At 59.2% G+C, this 24,871-nt stretch carries 27 protein-coding genes; 10 read left to right on the top strand and 17 right to left on the bottom strand.

Going from position 1 to position 24,871, the window contains the following annotated elements; translation table 11 throughout:
- Nucleotides 1-22: 22 nt before the first annotated feature.
- From CKW15_RS10620 to CKW15_RS10610, 3 genes are all read right to left on the bottom strand, one after another.
- Nucleotides 23-1,126 (bottom strand): NADH:flavin oxidoreductase, encoded by a 1,104-nt coding sequence (locus CKW15_RS10620; protein ID WP_095059862.1) that lies wholly within the window; start codon nucleotides 1,124-1,126, stop codon nucleotides 23-25.
- A gap of 199 nt (nucleotides 1,127-1,325) precedes the next feature.
- Nucleotides 1,326-1,808 (bottom strand): glutathione peroxidase, encoded by a 483-nt coding sequence (locus CKW15_RS10615; protein ID WP_095059863.1) that lies wholly within the window; start codon nucleotides 1,806-1,808, stop codon nucleotides 1,326-1,328.
- A 112-nt stretch (nucleotides 1,809-1,920) separates the two neighbouring features.
- Nucleotides 1,921-2,406 carry a peptidylprolyl isomerase gene (locus CKW15_RS10610; protein ID WP_008054392.1) on the bottom strand — a complete coding sequence of 162 codons (486 nt, stop codon included), beginning with the start codon at nucleotides 2,404-2,406 and terminating at the stop codon, nucleotides 1,921-1,923.
- On the opposite strand from CKW15_RS10610, the gene CKW15_RS10605 reads away from it, so the two are divergent.
- The 3 genes from CKW15_RS10605 to CKW15_RS10595 are packed head-to-tail and all read left to right on the top strand — an operon-like array spanning nucleotide 2,375 to nucleotide 5,767.
- Nucleotides 2,375-2,701, top strand: coding sequence for a DUF3565 domain-containing protein (locus CKW15_RS10605; protein ID WP_095059870.1), 327 nt, complete (start codon nucleotides 2,375-2,377; stop codon nucleotides 2,699-2,701). The genes CKW15_RS10610 and CKW15_RS10605 overlap by 32 nt on opposite strands.
- Before the next feature lie 60 nt (nucleotides 2,702-2,761).
- Complete coding sequence (gene pta, locus CKW15_RS10600; protein WP_095059864.1) at nucleotides 2,762-4,861, top strand: phosphate acetyltransferase; 2,100 nt, start codon at nucleotides 2,762-2,764, stop codon at nucleotides 4,859-4,861.
- Complete coding sequence (locus CKW15_RS10595; protein WP_095059865.1) at nucleotides 4,862-5,767, top strand: acyltransferase; 906 nt, start codon at nucleotides 4,862-4,864, stop codon at nucleotides 5,765-5,767.
- Nucleotides 5,768-5,947: 180 nt separating this feature from the next.
- Here CKW15_RS10595 and cysN read toward each other — a convergent pair whose 3' ends face one another.
- From cysN to CKW15_RS10575, 4 genes are all read right to left on the bottom strand, one after another.
- Entirely contained in the window at nucleotides 5,948-7,846 is a 1,899-nt protein-coding gene (gene cysN / locus CKW15_RS10590) for a sulfate adenylyltransferase subunit CysN (protein ID WP_095061759.1), read from the bottom strand.
- Nucleotides 7,847-7,899: 53 nt separating this feature from the next.
- On the bottom strand, nucleotides 7,900-8,241 hold the full coding sequence (locus tag CKW15_RS10585; protein ID WP_095061757.1) for a four helix bundle protein: 342 nt from the start codon (nucleotides 8,239-8,241) through the stop codon (nucleotides 7,900-7,902).
- A 57-nt stretch (nucleotides 8,242-8,298) separates the two neighbouring features.
- The gene (gene cysD, locus CKW15_RS10580; protein WP_053154630.1) at nucleotides 8,299-9,216 is read right to left on the bottom strand and encodes a sulfate adenylyltransferase subunit CysD; all 918 of its coding nucleotides are present in this window, start codon (nucleotides 9,214-9,216) and stop codon (nucleotides 8,299-8,301) included.
- A 261-nt stretch (nucleotides 9,217-9,477) separates the two neighbouring features.
- Nucleotides 9,478-10,236, bottom strand: coding sequence for a Nif3-like dinuclear metal center hexameric protein (locus CKW15_RS10575; RefSeq protein WP_095061755.1), 759 nt, complete (start codon nucleotides 10,234-10,236; stop codon nucleotides 9,478-9,480).
- 103 nt (nucleotides 10,237-10,339) lie between these two features.
- Between CKW15_RS10575 and algW the strand changes: the two genes are divergently transcribed.
- Complete coding sequence (algW, locus tag CKW15_RS10570) at nucleotides 10,340-11,500, top strand: Do family serine endopeptidase AlgW (protein WP_095061753.1); 1,161 nt, start codon at nucleotides 10,340-10,342, stop codon at nucleotides 11,498-11,500.
- A 123-nt stretch (nucleotides 11,501-11,623) separates the two neighbouring features.
- On the opposite strand, the gene hisC is transcribed toward algW, so the two are convergent.
- The 10 genes from hisC to CKW15_RS10520 form a co-directional block, all read right to left on the bottom strand.
- On the bottom strand, nucleotides 11,624-12,676 hold the full coding sequence (hisC, locus tag CKW15_RS10565) for a histidinol-phosphate transaminase (RefSeq protein WP_095058451.1): 1,053 nt from the start codon (nucleotides 12,674-12,676) through the stop codon (nucleotides 11,624-11,626).
- 2 nt (nucleotides 12,677-12,678) lie between these two features.
- Nucleotides 12,679-14,004 (bottom strand): histidinol dehydrogenase, encoded by a 1,326-nt coding sequence (gene hisD, locus CKW15_RS10560; protein WP_095058450.1) that lies wholly within the window; start codon nucleotides 14,002-14,004, stop codon nucleotides 12,679-12,681.
- A 125-nt stretch (nucleotides 14,005-14,129) separates the two neighbouring features.
- Nucleotides 14,130-14,765, bottom strand: a complete 636-nt coding sequence (gene hisG / locus CKW15_RS10555) for an ATP phosphoribosyltransferase (protein WP_007970278.1) — start codon at nucleotides 14,763-14,765, stop codon at nucleotides 14,130-14,132.
- 129 nt (nucleotides 14,766-14,894) lie between these two features.
- The gene (gene murA, locus CKW15_RS10550) at nucleotides 14,895-16,160 is read right to left on the bottom strand and encodes a UDP-N-acetylglucosamine 1-carboxyvinyltransferase (RefSeq protein ID WP_053154618.1); all 1,266 of its coding nucleotides are present in this window, start codon (nucleotides 16,158-16,160) and stop codon (nucleotides 14,895-14,897) included.
- 22 nt (nucleotides 16,161-16,182) lie between these two features.
- A complete protein-coding gene (locus CKW15_RS10545) occupies nucleotides 16,183-16,422 on the bottom strand; it encodes a BolA family protein (RefSeq protein ID WP_007912386.1) in 240 nt (79 codons plus the stop codon).
- Nucleotides 16,423-16,536: 114 nt separating this feature from the next.
- A complete protein-coding gene (locus tag CKW15_RS10540; RefSeq protein WP_095058449.1) occupies nucleotides 16,537-16,842 on the bottom strand; it encodes a lipid asymmetry maintenance protein MlaB in 306 nt (101 codons plus the stop codon).
- Nucleotides 16,839-17,480 carry a phospholipid-binding protein MlaC gene (locus CKW15_RS10535; RefSeq protein ID WP_095058448.1) on the bottom strand — a complete coding sequence of 214 codons (642 nt, stop codon included), beginning with the start codon at nucleotides 17,478-17,480 and terminating at the stop codon, nucleotides 16,839-16,841. The genes CKW15_RS10540 and CKW15_RS10535 overlap by 4 nt, the downstream gene beginning before the upstream one ends.
- A gap of 11 nt (nucleotides 17,481-17,491) precedes the next feature.
- On the bottom strand, nucleotides 17,492-17,959 hold the full coding sequence (mlaD, locus tag CKW15_RS10530; RefSeq protein ID WP_095058447.1) for an outer membrane lipid asymmetry maintenance protein MlaD: 468 nt from the start codon (nucleotides 17,957-17,959) through the stop codon (nucleotides 17,492-17,494).
- Nucleotides 17,959-18,756, bottom strand: a complete 798-nt coding sequence (gene mlaE, locus CKW15_RS10525) for a lipid asymmetry maintenance ABC transporter permease subunit MlaE (RefSeq protein WP_095058446.1) — start codon at nucleotides 18,754-18,756, stop codon at nucleotides 17,959-17,961. The genes mlaD and mlaE overlap by 1 nt, the downstream gene beginning before the upstream one ends.
- Nucleotides 18,756-19,565, bottom strand: coding sequence for an ATP-binding cassette domain-containing protein (locus CKW15_RS10520; RefSeq protein ID WP_095058445.1), 810 nt, complete (start codon nucleotides 19,563-19,565; stop codon nucleotides 18,756-18,758). Before CKW15_RS10520 ends, mlaE begins: the two co-directional genes overlap by 1 nt.
- Nucleotides 19,566-19,840: 275 nt before the next feature.
- Here CKW15_RS10520 and CKW15_RS10515 point away from each other — a divergent pair, with 275 nt between their 5' ends.
- The 6 genes from CKW15_RS10515 to CKW15_RS10490 all read left to right on the top strand — a co-directional run bounded on the left by CKW15_RS10515 (nucleotide 19,841) and on the right by CKW15_RS10490 (nucleotide 24,859).
- Nucleotides 19,841-20,815 carry a KpsF/GutQ family sugar-phosphate isomerase gene (locus CKW15_RS10515; protein ID WP_095058444.1) on the top strand — a complete coding sequence of 325 codons (975 nt, stop codon included), beginning with the start codon at nucleotides 19,841-19,843 and terminating at the stop codon, nucleotides 20,813-20,815.
- Complete coding sequence (locus CKW15_RS10510) at nucleotides 20,815-21,339, top strand: HAD family hydrolase (protein WP_095058443.1); 525 nt, start codon at nucleotides 20,815-20,817, stop codon at nucleotides 21,337-21,339. The genes CKW15_RS10515 and CKW15_RS10510 overlap by 1 nt, the downstream gene beginning before the upstream one ends.
- A 7-nt stretch (nucleotides 21,340-21,346) precedes the next feature.
- Complete coding sequence (lptC, locus tag CKW15_RS10505; RefSeq protein ID WP_095058456.1) at nucleotides 21,347-21,919, top strand: LPS export ABC transporter periplasmic protein LptC; 573 nt, start codon at nucleotides 21,347-21,349, stop codon at nucleotides 21,917-21,919.
- The gene (gene lptA / locus CKW15_RS10500) at nucleotides 21,906-22,454 is read left to right on the top strand and encodes a lipopolysaccharide transport periplasmic protein LptA (RefSeq protein WP_095058442.1); all 549 of its coding nucleotides are present in this window, start codon (nucleotides 21,906-21,908) and stop codon (nucleotides 22,452-22,454) included. Before lptC ends, lptA begins: the two co-directional genes overlap by 14 nt.
- Entirely contained in the window at nucleotides 22,454-23,179 is a 726-nt protein-coding gene (gene lptB / locus CKW15_RS10495) for an LPS export ABC transporter ATP-binding protein (RefSeq protein WP_053154596.1), read from the top strand. The genes lptA and lptB overlap by 1 nt, the downstream gene beginning before the upstream one ends.
- A gap of 186 nt (nucleotides 23,180-23,365) precedes the next feature.
- A complete protein-coding gene (locus CKW15_RS10490) occupies nucleotides 23,366-24,859 on the top strand; it encodes an RNA polymerase factor sigma-54 (RefSeq protein ID WP_095058441.1) in 1,494 nt (497 codons plus the stop codon).
- Nucleotides 24,860-24,871 lie beyond the last annotated feature (12 nt).

The following is a 24,871-nucleotide window of genomic DNA, read 5'->3' as shown; positions in this document are numbered from 1 at the left end:
ATGGCGTCAATGCAGACGCCGCTTAAACCAGCGTCATCAACGCCTCACGGCTGAACGGCAGGATGTCTTCTTCACGACCATCCCGCACTTTCTGCGCCCAGTCCGGATCCACCAGCAACGCACGGCCGACCGCTACCAGGTCGAACTCCTCGTTGTTCAGGCGCTCCAGCAGTTTTTCCAGGCTGGCCGGTTGCGCGACCTTGTCGGTGTTGACCATGAATTGCAGGAACTCGCCATCCAGGCCGACGCTGCCCACGGTGATGGTCGGTTTGCCGGTGAGTTGGCGCGTCCAGCCAGCCAGGTTCAGTTCGGAACCGTCGAATTCCGGCTCCCAGAAGCGACGAGTCGAGCAGTGGAAAATATCCACGCCGGCATCCGATAGCGGCTTGAGGAAATCACCCAGGGCTTCCGGTGTTTGTACCAGGCGCGCGGTGTAATCCTGCTGCTTCCACTGGGAGAAACGGAAGATGATCGGGAAGCCTTCGCCGACCGCTGCCCGCACAGCCTGAATCAACTCGATGGCGAAGCGCGAACGGTTGGCCAGGCTGCCGCCGTACTCGTCGGTACGCTGGTTGCTGCCTTCCCAGAAGAACTGATCGACCAGATAACCGTGGGCACCGTGGATTTCCACCCCGTCCATGCCGATGCTCTGGGCATCCTTGGCCGCTTGGGCGAACGCGGCAATCACGTCCTGGATATCCTGCTTGGTCATGCCGTGCACCACGACCTGACCGTCCTTCACTTTTTCCGACGGCCCGTAACCCGGCACGCTGGCGTCCGGCTCGGTACCGATACGGCGCACGCTGCCCACGTGCCACAGTTGCGGAACGATCTTGCCGCCTTCGGCGTGAACCGCGTCGACGACTTTTTTCCAGCCAGCCAGTGCGGCTTCACCGTAGAAATGCGGAACGTTCGGGTAACCGTTGGAAGCCTGGTGACCGACGGTCGTGCCTTCGGTGATGATCAGGCCGACACCTGCCGCGGCGCGACGACGGTAGTATTCGATCACTTTCGAATTAGGCACGCCACCCGGGGAAAAGGAACGGGTCATCGGCGCCATGACGACGCGGGTCGGCAGTTCGAGGGTGCCGAGGTGGAACGGTTTGAACAGGGCTTTGACAGGCATGGGACGCTCCACGGAAGAATGACTTTATGACGACTATAATATGGAGAGTCCGCCGCGTTGAACAGCACTATTGATTGCAGTGATTTAGCACTAAAAGATCGTCAATAACGTAGGAGCCGGCTTGCTGGCGAATCAGACGACGCGGTGTGTCAGGGACACCGCATTCGCTGGCAAGCCAGCTCCTACAGGGGGGGAGATATCAGCTCAGCGCTTTTTCTATTGCGTGAACGATGGTTGGATCGTCCGGAGCGGTACGTGGCGAGAACCGCGCCAACACACGACCGTCCTTGCCCAGCAGGAATTTTTCGAAGTTCCAGGTAATGTCACCCGGGAATTCCGCGCCCTCGCCCGCCAGCAGGCGATACAACTGATGACGGTCATGCCCGTTGACTTCCAGCTTGCTGGACAGCGGAAACGTCACGCCATAGTTGAGGCTGCAGAAATCCTTGATCTCTTGTTCGCTGCCTGGTTCCTGCCCGGCAAACTGGTTGCACGGCAAGCCCAGGACGCTGAAACCCTTGGCCTTGAATTGCTGGTAGAGGTTTTCCAGCGCTGCGTACTGCGGGGTCAAGCCACATTTGGAGGCGACATTGACCACCAGCACGACTTGCCCTTTGAAAGGCGCCAGCGGTAGCTCCTGTCCATCCAGGGCTGTCAATTTAAGGTCGTGAAAAGCACTCATGACGTACTCCAGATTCCCGTGTTCTTCTCGATACAGCCTCTTGGCGGTGTCGGCCGCAGACTAAAAAGGCGCCCTCGGGCGCCTCTCCAGTTATCTGAGCTTAGCGCAGAAATCAGTGGTGATGGCCACCTTCGCCATGGACGTGACCATGGGCGATTTCTTCCTGGCTGGCATCACGGATGTTGATGATCTTGACCTGGAAGTTCAGGCGCTGACCCGCCAACGGGTGGTTGCCGTCGACAGTCACGTCGTCGCCGTCCAGATCGCGGATGGTCACGATCTGCATCTGGCCGTCTGGCGCGGATGCGTGGAACTGCATGCCCACTTCCAGTTCGTCAACGCCTTCGAACATGCTGCGGCTCAGGGTGCTGACCAGTTCGGCAGCGTATTCGCCGTAAGCGTCTTCAGGTTCTACGGCTACAGTCAGTTCGTCGCCGACTGCTTTGCCTTCCAGGGCTTTTTCCAGGCCCGGGATGATGTTGCCTGCGCCTTGCAGGTAGACCAGCGGCGCGCCGCCGGCGGAGCTGTCGATGACCTCACCAGCGTCGTTGGTCAGGGTATAGTCGATGGAGACAGCCTTATTGGCGGCGATCAGCATGGGGCGAGACCTTTTGCATAAGAATATTGAAAGACCAAGTTTAGCGAAGCAATCGTCCGAAAGCGAACACAACCCGGACAGACGGGATTCGACGATCACCGGCTTCCATCAGGACGAAGACGGCCACTGGGTGGCCGAGCTTTCCTGCGGCCATACCCAACATCTGCGACACCAGCCACCCTGGCAATCCCGGGCCTGGGTGATGGACCCCGCGCAACGCCTGGAAAAAATAGGCCAGTCCTTTGACTGCGGTTGGTGCGCACAAGGCTCGGTTAGCGATAACCTTGGCGACTGAATTTCGGTAGATCGCCAGTTATAGGCTTTCACCATTGCCATGCACCTCCAGAGAATCCGCATGCAAACTTTTTTTATCGCGCCCACCGATTTTGGTGTCGGTCTGACCTCCATCAGCCTCGGGCTGGTGCGCACACTTGAGCGGGCCGGGCTCAAGGTTGGTTTTTTCAAACCCATCGCTCAGCCGCATCCCGGTGATACGGGACCTGAGCGATCCACCGAACTGGTGGCGCGCACCCACGGGTTGAAACCGCCTCAGCCATTGGGCCTGGCCCACGTCGAGCGCATGCTTGGCGACGGTCAGCTGGATGAGTTGCTCGAAGAAATCATCACGCTTTATCAGCAAGCCGCGGTCGGCAAAGACGTGCTGATCGTCGAAGGCATGGTCCCGACCCGCAGCGCCAGTTACGCTGCGCGGGTCAACTTGCACCTGGCCAAGAGCCTGGACGCCGAGGTGATCCTGGTCTCGGCGCCGGAAAACGAAGTGCTGACCGAACTCTCCGGTCGCGTGGAGTTGCAGGCGCAGCTGTTTGGCGGCCCGAAAGACCCGAAAGTGCTCGGCGTGATTCTCAACAAGGTCAAGACTGACGAAAGCATGGAGGCCTTCGCTTCACGCCTCAAAGAGCATTCGCCGTTGCTGCGTAGCGGAGACTTCCGTCTGCTGGGCTGCATCCCGTTCCAGCCGGAACTGAACGCCCCGCGCACCCGCGACGTCGCCGACTTGATGGGCGCACAAGTGCTCAACGCCGGGGACTATGAAACCCGGCGCATGACCAAAATCATCATCTGCGCCCGCACCATGCGCAACACCGTGGAGCTGCTCAAGCCCGGCGTGCTGGTGGTGACCCCCGGCGATCGCGACGACATCATCCTCGCCGTCAGCCTCGCGGCCATGAACGGCGTTCCATTGGCCGGCCTGTTGCTGACCAGTGACACCCTGCCCGACCCGCGCATCATGGACCTTTGCCGTGGCGCCTTGCAGGCCGGTCTGCCGGTGTTGTCGGTAAGCACCGGTTCCTACGACACCGCCAACCAGCTCAATGGCCTGAACAAGGAAATCCCGATTGACGACCGCGAGCGTGCGGAGATCATCACCGATTTCGTCGCCAGCCATCTGGATGCCAACTGGCTGCACCAGCGCTGCGGCACCCCGCGTGAAATGCGTTTGTCGCCGGCGGTGTTCCGCTATCAATTGATCCAGCGTGCCCAGGTCGCGAACAAACGCATCGTGTTGCCCGAAGGCTGCGAGCCGCTGACCGTGCAAGCCGCGGCAATCTGTCAGGCCCGTGGCATCGCGCGTTGCGTGTTGCTGGCCAAACCCGAGGATGTGCAAGCCGTCGCCCGCGCCCAGGGGATCGAGCTGCCGCCAGGCTTGGAAATACTTGATCCGGACCTGATCCGCGAACGCTACGTCGAGCCGATGGTTTCCCTGCGCAAGAGCAAAAGCCTCAACGCGCCAATGGCCGAGCAGCAACTGGAAGACACCGTCGTGATCGGCACCATGATGCTGGCGCTCGATGAAGTCGATGGCCTGGTGTCGGGCGTGATTCACTCCACCGCCAACACCATTCGCCCTGCCCTTCAACTGATTAAGACGGCGCCGGGTTGCACGCTGGTGTCGTCGGTGTTCTTCATGCTGTTTCCAGAGGAAGTGCTGGTCTACGGTGACTGCGTAATGAACCCGCACCCAAGCGCCAGCGAACTGGCCGAGATCGCCCTGCAAAGCGCGGATTCGGCGGCGGCCTTCGGCATCACGCCGCGGGTGGCGATGATCAGCTATTCCAGTGGCGAATCGGCCAGCGGCGAAGAAGTCGAGAAGGTCCGCGAAGCGACCCTCCTCGCCCATGAACAGCAAAGCTCGCTGCTGATCGACGGCCCATTGCAATACGACGCCGCCGCCAACGAAACCGTGGCCCGACAACTGGCGCCGAACAGTCAGGTGGCCGGTCGTGCCACGGTGTTCGTGTTCCCCGACCTCAACACCGGCAACACCACCCACAAAGCCGTGCAGCGCAGCGCCGACTGCGTCAGCCTCGGACCAATGCTGCAAGGCTTGCGCAAACCGGTGAACGATTTGCCGCGCGGTGCGCAAGTCGACGACATCGTCTACACCATCGCGTTGACCGCGATTCAAGCCGCCAACCGACCTATGGATGTGTAAATGCTGGATTTCCTACCTGCTCCGCTACGCGGTGTGATTGCCGCGTTGCTGTTGGCCCTGAACACGATTTTGCTTTGCTCGTTTCTGTTCTGTGTGGCGCTCGTCAAAGTATTGCCGTTTGCCCTCACCCAGCGCCTCGCGGGCTGGCTGATGAGCCATACCCACGAAGCGTGGATCAGCCTCAACAAAGGCTGGATGAACCTGGTGCGGCGTACTCGCTGGCACGTCAGCGGGCTGCAGGGCCTGGACTATCAGCACTCGTATCTGATCACCAGCAACCACCAGAGCTGGGTCGATATCCTGGTGCTGCAATACGTGCTCAATCGGCGCATCCAGCCGCTGAAGTTTTTTCTGAAACAGGAACTGATCTGGGTGCCGGTGATTGGTCTGGCGTGGTGGGCGCTGGGCTTTCCGTTCATGAAGCGCTACTCCAAGGCGTATCTGGAGAAGCACCCGGAGAAGAAAGGCAAAGACCTGGAAACCACACGCAAGACCTGCGCTAAGTTTCGCAACAACCCGGTGGGCATTTTCAACTTTGTTGAAGGCACACGTTTTACCGAGGGCAAACATGCCCAGCAGAAATCACCGCTCCGTTATCTGCTCAAGCCCAAGGCTGGCGGCATCGCTTTTGTGCTGGATGCCATGGGCGAGCAGTTGGAATCGATCGTCAACGTGACCATCCACTATCCGGCCGGGCGCCCAGGTTTCTGGGATTTGCTGTGCGGGAATGTGGCTGATGTCGTGGCGCATTTTGAAGAGCTGAAGATTCCGCCGCAGTTCATTGGCAAGAACTACGACCAGGACGGTGAGTACCGATTGCAGTTCCAGGGCTGGATCAATCAGCTGTGGCTGGACAAGGATGCGTTGCTCGACCAGATGCACCGCGAGTATACCGCCAAGTCTTGAGGTGCCTGTTCCGGCCTCATCGCTGGCAAGCCAGCTCCCACAGTGATTCTCAGTGATCACAAGTGTTGTGTACGACCGGGAAACCTGTGGGAGCTGGCTTGCCAGCGATAGCAATCTCGAGGCAACAAAAAACCCGCCGATGATCACTCATCGGCGGGTTTTTCATTTTGCGGCTAAGGCTTAGATCGCGCCACGTTTGCGCAGCAGATCCAGCACTTGCTTGACGCCTTCATCCAGCGACACGGACTGGGTATCGATCACCAGATCGGCATCCAGCGGCACGTCGTACGGGAAGGATTCGCCCGGGATGTTGTCCCCGGCGGCCGCGTACAGACCTTGCGGATCACGCTCGGCGCATACGGTTGGCGAAGCCTGGACGTAGACCGTCAGCAGACGCTCCTTGCCGATCAGTTCCCGGGCCTGTTCACGACCTTCGGCATTTGGGGCAACAAACGCGGCCAGGGTCAGCAGACCCGCCTCGTTGAACTGACGCGCCACGTGCGCGGCACGACGCCAGTTCTCGGTACGCCCGGCGCGATCCTGTGGCAGACCTTTATTCAGGTCATGGCGCAGGTTCTGGCCATCGAGCACAAACACCGCACGACCCAGGTCGAACAGCTTGCGTTCAACCGCATACGCCAGGGTGCTTTTACCAGCGCCGGACAAGCCGCTGAACAATACGGTGGCCGGTTGCTGGCCGAAGCGCTGGGCGCGTTCTTCGGTGGCGACGTGAGCCAGTTTGCCGTGGTGCGTGCTGGTGCCGTGTGCCAGAGGCTGGGCGACGATCATGCCCGCGCCGACGGTGCCGTTGGTCAAGCGGTCGATGATGATGAACGCGCCGGTGGTGCGGTTGCTGTCGTAACCGTCGAGGGCAATCGGCGCATCGAGCGCGATCTTGACCTTGCCGATTTCGTTCAGCTGCAACGCGCTGGCCGGGCCTTCTTCAAGCGTGTTGACGTCGACCTTGTTGACGATGCTGGCGATGGAGCCCGGCACGTAACTGGTGGCGCGCTTGATGTCGTACTTCTTGCCCGGCAGCATCGGCTCTTCAGCCATCCACACCAGCATCGCTTCGAAGCTGTCGGTCACTGGCGGCACGTTGTCGGCATGCACCAACAGGTCGCCACGGGAGATATCGATTTCGTCTTCCATGGTCAGCGTTACGGCTTGACCAGGACCGGCGTGTTCCAGCTCACCTTCGAAGGTGACGATGGATTTCACGCGGCTGCTCTTGCCCGACGGCAGCACCACAACTTCGTCGCCTTTCTTGACGATGCCGCTGGCCAGCGTGCCGGCGAAGCCACGGAAGTTCAGGTTCGGACGGTTGACGTACTGCACCGGGAAACGCAGGTCGGTGAAATTGCGATCGCCCGCCACTTCCACGGTCTCGAGAATTTCCATCAGCGACTGGCCGGTGTACCACGGCGAGCGCTCGGATTTGTTCACCACGTTGTCGCCCTTCAGCGCCGACATCGGCACGAAGTGCATGCTCGTCGGCTTGAGCTTCAGGCCTTCGGCGAACTGCAGGTAATCAGCCTTGATCGACTCGAACACGCCCTGATCGAAGCCCTTGAGGTCCATCTTGTTGATGGCGACCACGATGTGCTTGATGCCCAGCAACGAGGCGATGAAGCTGTGGCGACGGGTCTGGGTCTGCACGCCGTAACGGGCGTCGACCAGGATGATCGCCAGGTCACAGGTGGACGCACCAGTGGCCATGTTGCGGGTGTACTGCTCATGGCCGGGAGTGTCGGCGATGATGAATTTGCGCTTGGCGGTGGAGAAATAGCGGTACGCAACATCGATGGTGATGCCTTGTTCGCGCTCGGCCTGCAAGCCGTCGACCAGCAACGCCAGGTCGATGTCTTCGCCGGTGGTGCCAACTTTTTTCGAGTCGCGGGTGATCGCTTCCAGGTGATCTTCGTAGATCATCTTGGAGTCGTGCAGCAAGCGCCCGATCAGGGTGCTCTTGCCGTCGTCGACGTTACCGCAGGTCAGAAAGCGCAGCAGCTCTTTACGTTCGTGCTGGCCCAGGTAGGCGAGGATGTCCTCGCTGATCAAATCAGATTGGTGGCTCATTGCATTCAAGCTCCAAGCTGTAAGCTTCAAGCGGCAAGCTTGTCGGCGTACAGCTAGTCAGAAATTTTATTGATCAACCCGCTAAGCATTTTTGAAAGCTCGCGAGATTCTGAAATCCAAAGTGCCGCCAACGGTTCTCTGATGTAACCAATTTCACTGCCAATAATTATCTGTGTCCGTAGCTCCCCGCAGGAGGCTTTAGCTATCGACAGAAATCGACATTTTTCTTTTGCAGTGAAACGTTCCATTCCCTCGGCAATATTGCTGGGAATCGAAAGCCCTGAACGAGTGATCTGACTTTTGAAAGCCACATCACCGCATTCGGCCATTTCCTTGTAGAGGTTGACTGCTAATGCTTTGGCTCTTTGCCAAAAAACCAGTTTCTCGAAATCCATTTCGAAACCCGCTTTTGATTCGCTTGCAGCTTGCCGCTTGAAGCTTGCAACTGCTTCTTAGAAATAACCTTGACGTTTTTTGTCTTCCATCGAGCCTGCGCCATCGTGGTCGATGACACGGCCCTGGCGCTCGGAAGTTCGCGTCAGGAGCATTTCCTGAATGATGTCCGTCAGGCTTTCGGCCTCGGACTCCACCGCGCCCGTCAACGGGTAGCAACCAAGGGTACGGAAACGCACTTTCTTTTTGACGATGCGGGCTTTGTCTTCATCGCTCAGGTGTTCGAGGATGCGCTCGTCGTCGATCATGATCAGTGTGCCGTTCTTCTCGATGACTTCACGCTCGGCGGCGAAGTACAGCGGGACGATCGGGATGCCTTCAAGGTAGATGTACTGCCAGATGTCCAGCTCGGTCCAGTTCGACAACGGGAATACACGAATGGATTCGCCCTTGTTGACCTTGCCGTTGTAGACGTTCCACAACTCCGGGCGCTGGTTTTTCGGGTCCCAGCGGTGCTTGCTGTCGCGGAACGAGTACACGCGCTCTTTGGCGCGGGATTTCTCTTCGTCGCGGCGGGCACCACCAAAAGCGGCGTCGAAACCATACTTGTCGAGAGCCTGTTTCAGGCCTTCGGTCTTCATGATGTCGGTGTGTTTGGCGCTGCCGTGGGTGAACGGGTTGATGCCCTGCGCAACGCCTTCCGGGTTGACGTGGGTGATCAGGTCCAGGCCCAGCTCGGCGACCATCTTGTCGCGGAAGCTGTACATCTCCTGGAATTTCCACTGGGTGTCGACGTGCATCACCGGAAACGGCAGCTTGCCAGGGAAGAATGCCTTGCGTGCCAGGTGCAGCATCACGGCGGAGTCTTTACCGATGGAGTACAGCATCACCGGGTTATCGAACTCGGCGGCCACCTCGCGGATGATGTGGATGCTTTCCGCCTCCAGCTGTTTCAGATGCGTCAGTTTGTCGACCATGGCTACTCACGAAATCTTTCTTATGAACGGCCAGCGGGCCGTGTTCGAGCGGGGAATCCTAGCACAGCGACCCCTTCTAATCAGGACGCCAACTAGATCGAAAGAGCATATGAATATGCCTGCTCGTTTGGGCGATACAGAGCTTCTGTAGGAGCGAGCAGGCTCGCGATGGTCGTCAACGATAACGCTGGAAACCTGACACCCGGTGTTGTTCTCAGGTTCATCGCGAGCATGCTCGCTCCTACAGTGTCGCGTTCATCGTCAGATCGGATTCGGGCAGTCGATGAAGATGTGCTCCAGTGCAAAGCGCCGCGCCAGGTAATCCCCCAAGGCCTGGACGCCATAACGCTCGGTAGCATGATGACCGGCGGCGATAAAACTGATGTCATTTTCCCGGGCACTGTGGAAGGTTTGCTCCGACGCTTCGCCACTGAGGTAAAGATCGACACCCGCGAGTACGGCCTGATCGATGTACCCCTGACCGCCGCCCGTGCACCAGCCGACCCGGCGAATCATTTGGCTGCCCTCAATCAACAAGGGTTCACGGCCCATGACTTCCTGCACTCGACGGGCGAAGTCTCGGGCCATCATCGGTTCATTCAACGAGCCGACCAAACCGACGATTTTCAGGTTATCGGGATCGAGCGGGCCTTCGACGGTGATGTCGAGCTGCCGTGCCAACTGCACGTTGTTGCCTACATCCGGATGCAGATCGAGCGGCAAGTGATAGGACAGCAGGCTGATATCGTGCTTGAGCAACGTCTTCAAGCGGCGTTGCTTCATCCCGGTGATGCAAGGATTCTCGCCTTTCCAGAAATAGCCGTGATGCACCAGTACCAGATCGGCATTGGCTTCTACCGCGGCATCCAACAACGCCTGGCTGGCAGTGACGCCGCTGACGATGCGCATCACCTGCGGCCGGCCCTCGACCTGCAGGCCGTTGGGGCAGTAATCGGCAATTTTCGAACTGCCGAGGTAGCGATCGGCTTCTTCGACCAGTGTGCTCAGGGCGACGGCCATAAAAGACTCCTAAATATCCCGTTCAGAGGCACGCGCGGCCTCGTATAATGCGCGTCATTATGAGCGGTCTCATACCGCCTGCAACTCTCTCAGGACGTGCTTAATGCTCAAGGCGCTGCGTTTTTCCGGCTGGCCGCTGTTGGCCGGCGTGCTTGTCGCTCTGTTAATCATCCAGCGTTACCCGCAGTGGGTCGGGCTTCCAAGCCTCGACGTCAACCTGCAACAAGCCCCGCAGACCACCAGCATGCAGCAGGGCCCGGTGTCCTACTCCGACGCGGTGATCATCGCCGCGCCGTCCGTGGTGAACCTGTACACCACCAAAGTCATCAACAAACCCAGCCATCCGCTGTTCGAGGACCCGCAGTTCCGGCGCTTCTTCGGCGATAATTCGCCCAAGCAGAAGCGCATGGAATCGAGCCTCGGCTCCGGCGTGATCATGAGCCCGGAAGGCTACATCCTGACCAACAACCACGTCACCAGCGGTGCCGACCAGATCGTGGTGGCCCTCAAGGACGGACGTGAGACGCTGGCCCGGGTGATCGGCAGCGATCCGGAAACCGATCTCGCGGTACTGAAAATCGACCTCAAAACCCTGCCTTCGATTACTGTCGGTCGCTCCGACAACATCCGCATCGGCGACGTCGCGCTGGCCATCGGCAACCCGTTCGGCGTCGGCCAGACCGTGACCATGGGCATCATCAGCGCCACCGGGCGCAATCAGCTGGGCCTGAACAACTACGAAGACTTCATCCAGACCGACGCCGCCATCAACCCCGGCAACTCCGGTGGTGCGCTGGTGGACGCCAACGGCAACCTGACCGGTATCAACACGGCGATTTTCTCCAAGTCCGGCGGCTCACAAGGCATCGGTTTCGCCATCCCGGTCAAACTGGCCATGGAAGTGATGAAGTCGATCATTGAACACGGCCAGGTGATTCGCGGCTGGCTGGGCATTGAAGTTCAGCCATTGAGCCAGGAACTGGCGGAGTCCTTTGGTTTGTCCGGGCGTCCGGGCATTGTGGTCGCCGGGATCTTCCGCGACGGGCCGGCACAGAAGGCCGGCCTGCAACTGGGCGACGTGATTCTCGCCATCGACGGCGAACCAGCCGGTGACGGTCGTCGCTCGATGAACCAGGTGGCACGGATCAAACCGACCGACAAGGTCACGATCCAGGTGATGCGCAATGGCAAGGAATTGAAGCTCACCGCGGAAATCGGCTTGCGTCCGCCGCCGGCACCTGTGAAAGAGAAAGAAGAAGAGTAAGCAGACGTCACATGTCCTGTGGGAGCGTGGCTTGCCCGCGATAGGAACACCGCGGTGTATCAGCTTTACCGCGTTATCGTTCATCGCGGGCAAGCCACGCTCCCACAAGGGGATAGAAGTGCTTTAGAGATCGCTGAGGCCGTCGATCAACGCCTGATTCTGCTCTGGCGTACCAATCGAGATCCGCAGGAACTGGGCAATCCGCTCCTGCTTGAAGTGCCGCACGATCACGCCTTGCTCGCGCAACTTCGCCGCCAGACCCGCTGCATCGTGCTTCGGGTGACGGGCGAAGATGAAGTTCGCGGCCGACGGCAGGACTTCAAAACCCTTCGCCTGCAATTGCCCGATGACGTTCTCGCGGCTGTCGATGACCAATTGGCAGGTCTTGTCGAAGTACTCACGGTCGTCGAACGCCGCAGCGGCACCGACAATCGCCAGACGATCCAGCGGATAGGAGTTGAAGCTGTTCTTGATCCGTTCCAACGCCTCGATCAGGTCCGGATGCCCCACCGCCAGGCCAACCCGCAGACCAGCCAGGGAGCGGGATTTTGACAGGGTCTGGGTGACCAGCAGATTCGGATAACGGTCCACCAAGGTGATTGCCGTTTCACCGCCGAAATCGATGTAAGCCTCGTCCACCACGACCACCGAATCCGGGCTGGCCTTGAGGATCTGCTCCACCGCTTCCAGCGCCAACAGGCAACCGGTCGGCGCGTTCGGATTCGGGAAGATGATCCCGCCGTTCGGCTTGGCGTAGTCCGCCGGGTTGATCTGGAACTGTTCGTCCAGCGGCACCGCGTCGAATTTGATGCCGTACAACCCGCAGTAGACCGGATAGAAGCTGTAGCTGATGTCCGGGAACAGCAGTGGCTGATCGTGCTGCAGCAAACCGTGAAAGATGTGCGCCAGGACTTCATCGGAACCGTTGCCGAGGAACACCTGATTGCCTTGCACGCCGTAGTACCTGGCGACGGCTTGCTTGAGCACATCGCCGTTCGGGTCCGGATACAGACGCAAGTTGTCGTTCAGTTCGGTCTGCATCGCAGCCAGGGCTTTGGGCGATGGACCGTACGGGTTTTCGTTGGTATTGAGTTTCACCAGTTTCGTCAGCTTCGGTTGTTCGCCCGGTACATAAGGCACCAGATCCTTGACGAACGGGCTCCAGAATTTGCTCATGTTCAGTTTCCCTTTTGTTCGTCGACGATGCGGTATTCGGCACTGCGGGCGTGGGCGGTCAGCGACTCGCCACGGGCCAGCACGGAAGCGGTCTTGCCCAGAACGGATGCGCCCTGCTCGGAGCAGAAGATGATCGACGAGCGTTTCTGGAAGTCATACACACCCAGCGGCGATGAGAACCGCGCGGTGCCGGAGGTTGGCAACACGTGGTTCGGGCCTGCGCAGTAATCGCCCAGCGCTTCAGAGGTGTGACGGCCCATGAAGATTGCACCGGCGTGGCGGATCTGCGGCAGCCAGGCTTGGGGATCGGCCACCGACAATTCCAGATGCTCCGGCGCGATGCGGTTGGCGACTTCGATGGCTTGCTCCATGTCGCGCACCTTGATCAGCGCCCCACGGCCGTTGATCGAGGTCTCGATGATGGCGGCGCGTTCCATGGTCGGCATCAGTTTGCTGATGCTCGCAGCGACCTTGTCGAGGAATTCGGCGTCGGGGCTGACCAGAATTGCCTGGGCGTCTTCGTCGTGCTCGGCCTGGGAAAACAGGTCCATGGCGATCCAGTCCGGATCGGTCTGGCCGTCGCACACCACGAGGATTTCGGACGGGCCGGCGATCATGTCGATACCGACCTGGCCGAACACGTGACGCTTGGCGGTGGCGACATAGATGTTGCCCGGACCGACCACTTTATCGACCTTCGGTACGCTTTCAGTGCCGTAGGCCAACGCCGCAACTGCCTGCGCGCCACCAATGGTGAACACGCGATCGACGCCCGCGATGCAAGCGGCGGCCAGTACCAGCTCATTGATTTCACCACGCGGGGTCGGCACGACCATGACCACTTCGGTCACGCCGGCGACCTTGGCCGGAATCGCATTCATCAATACTGACGACGGATACGACGCCTTGCCGCCCGGCACGTACAAACCTGCACGGTCCAACGGCGTGACTTTCTGGCCCAGCACCGTGCCGTCGGCCTCGGTGTAGCTCCAGGAATCCTGCTTCTGCTTTTCGTGGTAGCTGCGCACGCGGGCGGCGGCGACTTCTAGCGCTTCGCGCTGAGGCACGGTGATGCGGGTCAGTGCCAGTTCCAGACGCTCACGCGGCAGGATCAGGTCGGCCATGGATTTCACGTCCAGCCCGTCGAACTGCCGGGTGAAGTCCACCAGTGCCGCGTCGCCACGTTCACGAACGGCCTTGATGATGTCCAGCACTCGCTGATTGACCGAGTCGTCAGACACACTTTCCCAGCTCAGCAGATGATCCAGATGATGTGCGAAATCCGGGTCAGCAGCGTTGAGTCGGCGAATTGCAGTCGGTGCGGTCATAGCGAGAGCCTCATAGGAATGGCAAAAACTCAGGCGCCCTAACTTAGCAGTCGTTTCCGCTTGGGCACCTGAGATTCTGGCTATGAGGCGGATAGACGGGCGCGACTCAAGGTCGCGCAGGTAAATCAGCCGCGGTGTCGAGACTCCACTGCCTTGCGCAGGGTGTCGATCAACGCCTGGATACGGGCGTGCTGCATTTTCATCGAAGCCTTGTTGACGATCAGACGGGAACTGATGGCCGCGATAAAGTCCTGTGGCTCCAGGCCATTGGCCCGCAGCGTGTTGCCGGTGTCGACCACGTCGATGATCTTGTCCGCCAGACCGATCAGTGGCGCCAGCTCCATCGAGCCGTACAGCTTGATGATGTCGACCTGACGGCCCTGTTCGGCGTAGTAGCGCTTGGCAACGTTGACGAACTTGGTGGCGATACGCAGACGGCCCTTGGGCTCGACGGCGCCGACCTTACCGGCGGTCATCAGCTTGCACTGGGCAATTTGCAGGTCCAGCGGCTCGTACAGGCCCTGGCCGCCGTATTCCATCAGCACATCTTTACCCGCAACACCGAGGTCGGCGGCACCGTGCTCGACGTAAGTCGGCACATCGGTAGCGCGCACGATCAGCAGACGGACATCGTCCTGGGTCGTGGGGATGATCAGCTTGCGGCTCTTGTCCGGATTCTCGGTCGGCACGATGCCCGCTTCAGCCAGAAGCGGCAAAGTATCGTCAAGGATGCGGCCCTTGGACAGTGCGATAGTCAGCATGGGAAACGTCAGCCCTTAATCAGGAATCTTATGCCCGGTCGCAAACGGCGCCGGACACGCATCGAGCCGGAAACCGGCTCGACATACAACAAATCCATTGGGCACGTCCTTGTGCCCGTGCAGCAGAAACTAGCCCGGAACGCGGCGAATCTTGGCGCCCAGCATCTGCAGTTTCTCTTCGATGCACTCGTAGCCACGGTCGATGTGGTAGATGCGGTCGATCAGGGTGTCGCCTTCGGCGATCAGAGCCGAGATCACCAGGCTGGCCGAAGCCCGCAGGTCGGTAGCCATCACTGGCGCGCCCTTGAGTTTTTCGATACCGGTGACAATCGCGGTGTTGCCTTCGACCTGGATGTGAGCCCCCATGCGATGCAGTTCGTAGACGTGCATGAAGCGGTTTTCGAAGATCGTCTCGATCACAGCGCCCGTGCCTTCGGCAATGGCGTTGAGGGAAATGAACTGCGCCTGCATGTCAGTCGGGAATGCCGGGTACGGAGCGGTCCGCACGTTGACGGCTTTTGGCCGCTTGCCGTGCATGTTCAGCTCGATCCAGTCTTCGCCACAGGTGATTTCGGCACCGGCTTCGCGGAGTTTTTCCAGAACGGCTTCGAGAATGGTCGGATCAGTGTCCTTGACCTTCACGCGGCCGCCAGTCACGGCAGCGGCAACCAGGTAGGTACCGGTTTCGATACGGTCTGGCATCACCTTGTAAGTGGTGGTGTGCAGACGCTCGACGCCATCGATGGTGATGGTGTCGGTGCCAGCGCCGGAAACCTTGGCGCCCATGGCGTTCAGGAAGTTCGCCAGGTCGACCACTTCCGGCTCGCGCGCGGCGTTGGCCAGGACGCTGCGGCCCTTGGCCAGAGCGGCTGCCATCATGATGTTTTCGGTACCGGTCACGCTGACGGTATCGAAGAAGAAGTGCGCGCCGCGCAGGCCACCTTCAGGCGCCTTGGCCTTGATGTAGCCGCCTTCGACGTCGATGACCGCGCCCATGGCTTCGAGACCACGAATGTGCAGGTCAACCGGACGCGAACCGATGGCGCAACCGCCAGGCAGAGCGACTTCGGCTTCGCCAAAACGGGCAACCATCGGACCCAGTACCAGGATCGACGCACGCATGGTTTTAACCAGTTCGTACGGCGCGATCAGGGTCTTGATGGTGCGCGGGTCGATTTCGACGGACAGTTTCTCGTCGATCACCGGCTCGATCCCCATGCGACCGAACAGTTCGATCATGGTGGTGATGTCGTGCAGGTGCGGCAGGTTGGCAACGGTCACGGGACCGTCGCACAGCAGCGTGGCCGCCAGGATCGGCAGGGCAGAGTTCTTTGCCCCGGAGATGCGGATTTCGCCGTCAAGACGAGCACCGCCAGTAATAATCAATTTATCCATAAGAATCTCGACGCCCTTGGGCTCAGGTGCGCTCGGCCCAGGCCGCGCTGCTGAAAAATTTCATAGTGACCGCATGGATGCTGCCATCGGTGATCCATGGGTTCAAATGGGCATAGATCTGCTGCTGACGCTTCACCGGGCTCAACGCCGCCAGTTCATCGCTAATCACGTTCAGCTGGAAATTGCAGCCTTCGCCCTCGACTTCTACCAACGTTCCGGGCAGCTTTCCTTCAAGGAAGCTCTTCACTTCTACGGCCTGCATGCTCAACCTCAATCGGCGCCCTGTGCGCGCGGGTCGGACATCATACAAAAAAGCCCCGCGCCTGCGAACCCCGCGGAGCAGGACTCTGACGGGGGGCTTTTTTATCGATGCGGGTTAGGGATGCGTCAACAGCTCGGTCAGCTCACTGACCTGGGCGATTTCACGCATGTCTTCTGGCATCGCACGAATGCTCAGGGCCTTGCCGGCCGCCTGGGCATCACGCATGAAGCACAGCAACAATGACAGGCCGACGCTGCTGGACTTCGTCACAGCCGAACAATCAACCACCAGCGCCGCGGCAGTGCTGGCCTTGATCAGCGCCCGCCCCTGCTCGCGCAGGCCGGGGCCGCTGCGGTAATCCAGCACGCCGCTGAGCCGCAGCTCGCCAGCGTCGTCCATCAGGACGGCCGATTCACTCATTGGGTTTGCTTCTCGGTGGATTCCTTGGCCTTGGCGACTTCACCGGCCCAACCATTGATGGTCTTGTCCAGGTCGTTGCCATTGCGCTGCATCGCATCGGCGAACTGATCACGGAACAGCTTGCCAATGTTGATGCCGTTGATGATGACGTTACGCAGCTTCCACTCGCCATTGATCTTTTCCAGCGTATAGGAAACCGGATAGATCGCGCCGTTGCTGCCCTTGACCGTCATGCCAACGCTGGTGCGGTCGCCCGACTCGTCCTTGGCAGGATCAACGACGATGCCCTGGTTGTTGTATTCCAGCAAGGCATTGCCATAGAACTGGAACAGACCTTTTTTGAAGTTTTCTTCAAAGGTCTTCATTTGCTCCGGTGTAGCTTTGCGCGAGTACTTGACCGTCATGATGCTCTTGGAAATGCCTTCGGCATCCACGACAGGCCCGACAATGCTATTCAGCGCCGCATAGAAATCCTGCGGATCCTGCTTGTACTTCTCTTTGTTGGCCGCCAGGTCGGCGAGCAAACGGGTAGTAGTGTCCTGTACCAGTTCGTGCGCTGAAGGTGCCGCCACGGCATTGGCTACCAATGGCAGCGCCGCGAGCAGTACCAACAGGCCACGTCGCAAGGTAGAGATCATTTAACAGTTCCTCATTTGGCGTCTTTGCTAACGGTATTGAGCAGGAATTTACCGATCAGGTCTTCAAGCACCAGCGACGACTGGGTGTCGTGGATGGTTCCACCGTCCTTGAGCAGGGAATCTTCGCCGCCCACGCTGATACCGATGTACTTCTCGCCCAACAGACCGGCGGTCAGGATAGATGCCGTGGAATCAGCCGGCAGGTTATCGACACGCTTTTCCACTTCCAGGGTCACACGACCGGTAAAGCTGTCGCGATCCAGATCGATCGCGGTGACCTTGCCGATGGTCACACCGGCCATGGTCACTTTGGCTCTGACCGTCAAACCGGCGATATTGTCAAAGTATGCATAAAGTTTATAGGTGTCGGTGCTCGGGCTCGGGGACAGTCCACTGACCCGCAACGCCAACAGCAGCAAAGCCAGGATGCCAGCCAGCAAGAAAAGGCCGACACCGATTTCCAGGGTGCGGTTTTGCATCAGAAATCTCCAAACATCAAGGCAGTCAGAATAAAGTCCAGGCCGAGCACTGCCAACGAGGCATACACAACGGTCTTGGTAGTGGCTCGGCTGATCCCCTCGGAAGTAGGGTCACAGTCATAGCCTTGGAATACGGCGATCCACGTCACGACAAAGGCGAAGACAATGCTTTTGATGATCCCGTTGAGCACATCGTCGGCGAAGGTCACGCTGTTCTGCATGTTCGACCAGTAGGAGCCTTCGTAGACACCCAGCCAGTCGACAGCCACCCACGAACCACCCCAGATGCCCACGACGCTGAAAATCATGGCCAGCACCGGCAGGGAAATGAAGCCGGCCCACAGGCGCGGGGCAATGATGTACTTGAGCGGGTCGACGCCAATCATTTCCAGGCTGGATAACTGCTCGGTGGACTTCATGTTGCCGATTTCGGCCGTCAGCGCCGAACCGGCACGTCCGGCGAACAGCAAGGCAGTCACCACAGGCCCCAGTTCACGCAACAGCGTCAGCGCGACCATTTGCCCGACGGCCTGCTCGGAGCCATAGCTCGACAGGATGTTGAACCCTTGCAGCGCCAGCACCATACCGATGAACACCCCGGAGACCACGATGATCACCAGGGACATCACGCCTACCGAATGCAGTTGCTTGACCAGCAGCCCGAAACCGCCACCGATACCGCCACGGCCCAGCAAAGCGTGGAACAGAAACAGCGCCGAGCGTCCGAACACCGCCAGCACGTCGATACCCGCCTGGCCGAACCGGCGTACGCGCTCTATTAATGAAATTTTGCGCATCAGCGCTTCCCCAGAAGATCTGCGCGGTAATCCGTCGCTGGAAAGTGGTACGGAACCGGGCCATCGGGGTCGCCAGTCATGAACTGACGAATGCGGGGGTCATCCGAATTCATCAACTCGTCAGGCGTGCCCTGCCCCAGCACCTGGCCGTCACCCACGACATAGATATAGTCCGCAATGCTCGCGGTCTCGGCCAGGTCGTGGGAAACCACGATACTGGTGATACCCAGCGCATCGTTGAGCAGGCGGATCAGGCGCACCAGTACGCCCATGGCGATCGGGTCCTGGCCGACAAAGGGTTCGTCGTACATGAGAATCTGCGGATCAAGCGCAATCGCCCGTGCCAGCGCGACACGACGCTTCATACCGCCGGACAATTCGTCGGGCATCAGGTCGATGGCGCCGCGCAAGCCTACCGCCTGCAATTTAAGCAGGACGATGTCGCGGATCATTTCTTCCGGCAGCCCGGTGTGAACGCGCAGCGGAAAAGCCACGTTCTCGAACACATCGAGATCGGTGAACAGTGCGCCACTCTGAAACAGCACACCCATATGCTTGCGGGCATCGAACAGATCGCTGCGCGACAGCTTCGGCAGGTTCTGCCCGTTGACCCAGACTTCGCCCTTGGTAGGGCGCAATTGCGCGCCCATCAAACGCAACAGCGTGGTCTTGCCACACCCGGAAGGCCCCATGATGCCGGTGACCTTACCGCGCGGGATACGGATATCGACGTTATTGAAAATGCTGCGCGCACCGCGCTTGAAGGTCAGTCCCTTCAGCTCGACCGCGTAGGCGTTATCGGCACTCATCTAAACTCCTTGCGATGCAGCCTCTCACTCGGACGCCTGACTTTCTGACGAAAGCACATACCTTCCGGGCAGGCCGAACTGGCGGCGAACTATATCACTGCAACCGCTGCGCGCCCAAGGCCATTGCCGGGTCATCTTCAGCGCGACGCCCGGCAAGACGCTTCTTTCAGAGGGATTAAGTAACAAGGAATGACAATGCGTAACGAACTTGCGTGAGGGTTTCGAACATAAACGCTATAATCGCCGCCTTTTCATCGGGCTATACGATTTCAGACATGAGCCAATCCAGCGACCTGATTCAATCGGCACAACGCACCATCCGCCTCGAGGTAGAAGCCGTACAAGGCCTGCTGCCCCACATCGACGCAGATTTCGTACGCGCTTGCGAGATGATTCTGGCCAGCAAAGGCCGCGTGGTCGTGGTCGGCATGGGCAAGTCAGGGCACATCGGCAACAAGATCGCCGCCACCCTGGCCAGCACCGGCACCACGGCCTTTTTTGTGCACCCGGCCGAAGCCAGTCACGGCGACATGGGCATGATCACCCGTGACGACGTCATCCTGGCACTCTCGAACTCCGGCTCCACCAACGAAATCGTGACTTTGCTGCCACTGATCAAGCGTTTGGGCATTCAGTTGATCAGCATGACCGGCAACCCCGCCTCGCCGCTGGCCAAGGCTGCCGAGGTCAACCTGAACGTGCATGTCGAGCACGAAGCCTGCCCGCTGAACCTGGCACCGACCTCCTCGACCACCGCCGCACTGGTTATGGGCGACGCCTTGGCCGTTGCGTTACTGGAGGCCCGCGGCTTTACCGCCGAAGACTTCGCTTTTTCCCATCCCGGCGGCGCCCTGGGCCGACGCCTGTTGCTGAAAGTGGAAAATGTCATGCACGCCGGGCAGGAGCTGCCGCAAGTTCAGCGCGGCACCCTGCTCAAGGACGCCCTGATGGAAATGACCCGCAAGGGGCTGGGCATGACGGTAGTCCTGGAGGCCGATGGCAAACTGGCAGGGATTTTCACCGACGGTGACTTGCGTCGCACGCTGGACCGCAGCATCGATATCCACAGCACTACGATCGATCAGGTCATGACGGCTCACGGCAAGACTGCCCGAGCCGAAATGCTTGCCGCCGAAGCGCTGAAAATCATGGAAGATCACAAGATCAGCGCGCTGGTCGTGGTCGATAGTGAAGACCGCCCTGTCGGCGCGTTGAACATGCACGACTTGCTGCGCGCGGGAGTAATGTAATGAACACGGACCTGCTGCAACGCGGCAAACAGATCAAGCTGGCGGTTTTCGACGTCGACGGCGTTCTCACCGATGGGCGCCTGTACTTTCTCGAAGACGGCAGCGAATTCAAGACGTTCAACACTCTGGACGGCCAAGGCATCAAGATGCTGATGGCAGCTGGTGTACAGACCGCTATCATCAGCGGCCGAAAGACCCCGGTGGTCGAGCGTCGAGCGAAGAACCTCGGTATCCCGCACCTGTTTCAGGGTCGCGAAGACAAACTGGTCGTTCTCGACGGTCTTCTGGAGCAACTAGGCTTAAGCTATGAACAGGTCGCCTACCTGGGCGATGACCTGCCAGACCTGCCGGTGATCCGTCGCGTTGGTCTGGGCATGGCAGTGGCCAACGCCGCCAGCTTCGTGCGCGAACACGCTCACGGCGTCACCGCTGCCCGCGGTGGCGAAGGCGCCGCTCGCGAATTCTGCGAATTGATCCTGCGTGCCCAGGATCGCCTCGATGCAGCCAACGCTGCATACCTGTGAGCCCTATATGTTGAGCAAAAAGATTCGCAGTATTTTGTTGTTCGGTTGCATCGCGGCGATATTCGCCGCGGTCGGCTACTGGAACATCAGCCCGGAACGCTTCCTCGACAAGCCGGTTGTGCGTGCCAATGAAAGCGAGATCGACTATTACGCCATCAACGCCCACAGCGTACAGTTCCTGCCGGATGGTAAATTGCAGTACGAAATGACCTCCGACAAGGTCGAACACCTGAAAGCGACCGAAGTTACCTTGCTGACCAATCCCGACCTGAACATGTTCCGCGGTACCGAATTCCCGTGGCACGTCCAGAGCGAGAAAGGCGAGGTCAATCCCGATGGCACCGAGGTCGAACTGATCGACTCGGTACGCATCACACGCTTCGACGAAAAAAACCGCAGAACCCTGATCACCACCACTCGCATGACCGTGTTCCCGCAGCAGCAATATGCGCAGACCGAGCAAGACGTTAGAATCGACGGCGCTGGCGGTGTCTCGACTGGCAAGGGAATGAAGGCGTATTTGAAAGAAAGCAGGATACACCTGCTATCGAACGTAAGAGGACAGTATGAGGCTCGTTAAAACACTCCCTATTTTGCTCAGTCTGGGCGCAGCACTGGGAAGCGTGAGCGCCTGGGCTCTGCCGGACGATCAGCAACAGCCTATTCGCATTCAGGCCGACGACGCCCAACTGGACGACAAGAACGGTATTGCTACCTATACGGGCGATGTGATCATCACCCAGGGCTCGATGAAGGTCACCGGCAACAAAGTGACCATGACCCGCACCCCGGCCGGCGATATCGATGTAGTGACCTCCGTGGGCAACCTCGCCTACTTCGAGCAACTGCAAACCGCTGGCGATACGAAACCTGTTCAGGGTTATGGCGTGACCATCCAGTACCACGCCTCGCAAGACCGCGTCGTGCTGATCGACCGCGCCAAAGTCATCGACAAGGATGGCAACATCACCCAAGGCGAAAAAATCGTCTACGACACAAACAAGAAGCTGGCCAGCGCCGGTCGCGCCACCGGCAGCAAAGTCACCGAGTCGCGCCCACGCATCGACATGGTGATTCAGCCGAAAAAGAAAACTGACGAGCAGAAGGCCCAGTAATGGCAACTCTGAAAGCTCAGCACCTGGCCAAGGCCTACAAGAGTCGCCAGGTCGTGCGTGACGTCAGCCTGTCCATCGACAGCGGCCAGATCGTCGGCCTGCTCGGCCCGAACGGCGCCGGCAAGACCACCTGCTTCTACATGATCGTCGGCCTGGTGCAGGCCGACCAGGGTCGCGTTCTGATCGACGACCTGGACGTCAGCCACCAGCCGATGCACGGTCGTGCGAAGGCCGGCATCGGTTATCTGCCGCAAGAAGCGTCGATTTTCCGCAAGCTCTCGGTGGCCGACAACATCATGGCGATCCTCGAGACCCGCAAGGAACTCGACAAGGCAGGTCGTCGCAAGGAACTGGAAAGCCTGCTTCAGGAATTCCACATCAGCCACATTCGCGACAACCTGGGCATGAGCCTGTCCGGCGGTGAACGTCGCCGCGTGGAAATCGCCCGCGCACTGGCCACCAATCCGAAATTCATTCTCCTCGATGAACCCTTCGCCGGCGTGGACCCGATCTCGGTGGGCGATATCAAACAGATCATCTATCACCTCAAGGCCAAAGGCATTGGCGTACTGATCACCGACCACAACGTCCGTGAAACCCTGGACATCTGCGAAACGGCCTATATCGTCAATGATGGCCAGCTGATTGCCGAAGGTGACGCAGAAACGATCCTGGCCAACGATCTGGTCAAGGAAGTTTACCTGGGGCACGAATTCCGCCTGTAATGACTGCGCTCGCTGGTTTGCGCACGGGCGCCGACCGACATATCGACAAAGGTTTTCGTTTTTATTGTTACAGCGGTCTAGGCAAAGGCCTCTGATTCAGGCATATAACTTGCTTAAGTTTGGCGCCTCGGCGCCCTGTAGTGGATGGCGCATGTGCGCCGGCGAATAAGGTGTTAAGCCCCTGCCATGAAACCATCGCTAGTCTTGAGAATGGGCCAGCAGCTGACGATGACACCTCAGCTGCAACAGGCCATCCGCCTGCTCCAATTGTCGACCCTGGACCTGCAACAGGAAATCCAGGAGGCCCTGGAGTCCAATCCGATGCTCGAACGCCAGGAAGAAGGCGACGACTTCGACAACGCCGACCCCTTGGCCGACAACACCGAACAAAAGCCCAACACCGATATCCAGGAACCCTCCTACCAGGAGAGCGCACCGACCGTCGATAACCTCGAGGAAGGTGACTGGAACGAACGCATCCCCAACGAACTCCCTGTCGATACCGCCTGGGAAGACGTTTACCAGACCAGCGCCAGCAGCCTGCCCAGCAACGATGATGATGAGTGGGATTTCACTACCCGCACATCGGCCGGCGAAAGCCTGCAAAGCCATTTGCTGTGGCAATTGAACCTGGCGCCGATGTCTGACACCGATCGCCTGATCGCCGTCACCCTGATCGATTGCATCAATAATCAGGGCTATCTGGACGAAACCCTTGAGGAAATCCTCGAAGCGTTCGATCCGGAACTGGACATTGAGCTGGACGAAATCGAAGCGGTCCTGCACCGCATCCAGCAATTCGAACCGGCCGGCATCGGCGCCCGCAACCTGGGCGAATGCCTGCTGCTGCAATTGCGTCAGCTGCCTGCCAAAACACCTTGGCTGGCCGAAGCCAAACGGCTGGTCACCGACTACATCGATTTGCTTGGCGGCCGAGATTACAGCCAGCTCATGCGTCGCATGAAGCTCAAGGAAGACGAACTGCGCCAGGTGATCGAACTGGTCCAGAGCCTTAATCCGCGCCCCGGTTCACAAATCGAGTCCACCGAAGCCGAGTACGTCGTGCCTGACGTCATCGTACGCAAGGACAACGAGCGCTGGCTGGTCGAACTCAATCAGGAGTCGGTACCTCGGCTTCGGGTCAATGCCCAGTACGCAGGCTTCGTACGCCGCGCCGACACCAGCGCCGACAACACCTTCATGCGCAATCAGTTGCAGGAGGCCCGCTGGTTCATCAAGAGCCTGCAGAGCCGCAACGAAACCCTGATGAAAGTCGCTACCCAGATCGTCGAACACCAGCGCGGCTTTCTGGAGTACGGCGACGAAGCCATGAAGCCATTGGTCCTGCATGACATTGCCGAAGCGGTGGGCATGCACGAGTCGACGATTTCACGGGTAACCACCCAGAAATTCATGCATACCCCACGGGGTATCTATGAGCTGAAATACTTTTTCTCCAGCCACGTCAGTACCTCCGAAGGCGGCGAATGCTCGTCTACGGCGATCCGCGCGATCATCAAAAAACTGGTTGCCGCGGAAAATCAGAAAAAGCCGTTGAGTGACAGCAAGATCGCTGGTTTACTGGAGGCACAAGGCATTCAGGTGGCTCGCCGCACCGTCGCCAAGTACCGCGAATCCCTCGGGATCGCGCCTTCGAGCGAACGTAAGCGGTTGATGTAGAGCCACGCCACA

The sequence above is a fragment of the Pseudomonas sp. Irchel s3b5 genome, from assembly GCF_900187435.1.
GTDB lineage: Bacteria > Pseudomonadota > Gammaproteobacteria > Pseudomonadales > Pseudomonadaceae > Aquipseudomonas.
This window is presented reverse-complemented; position numbering and strand designations above follow the sequence as displayed.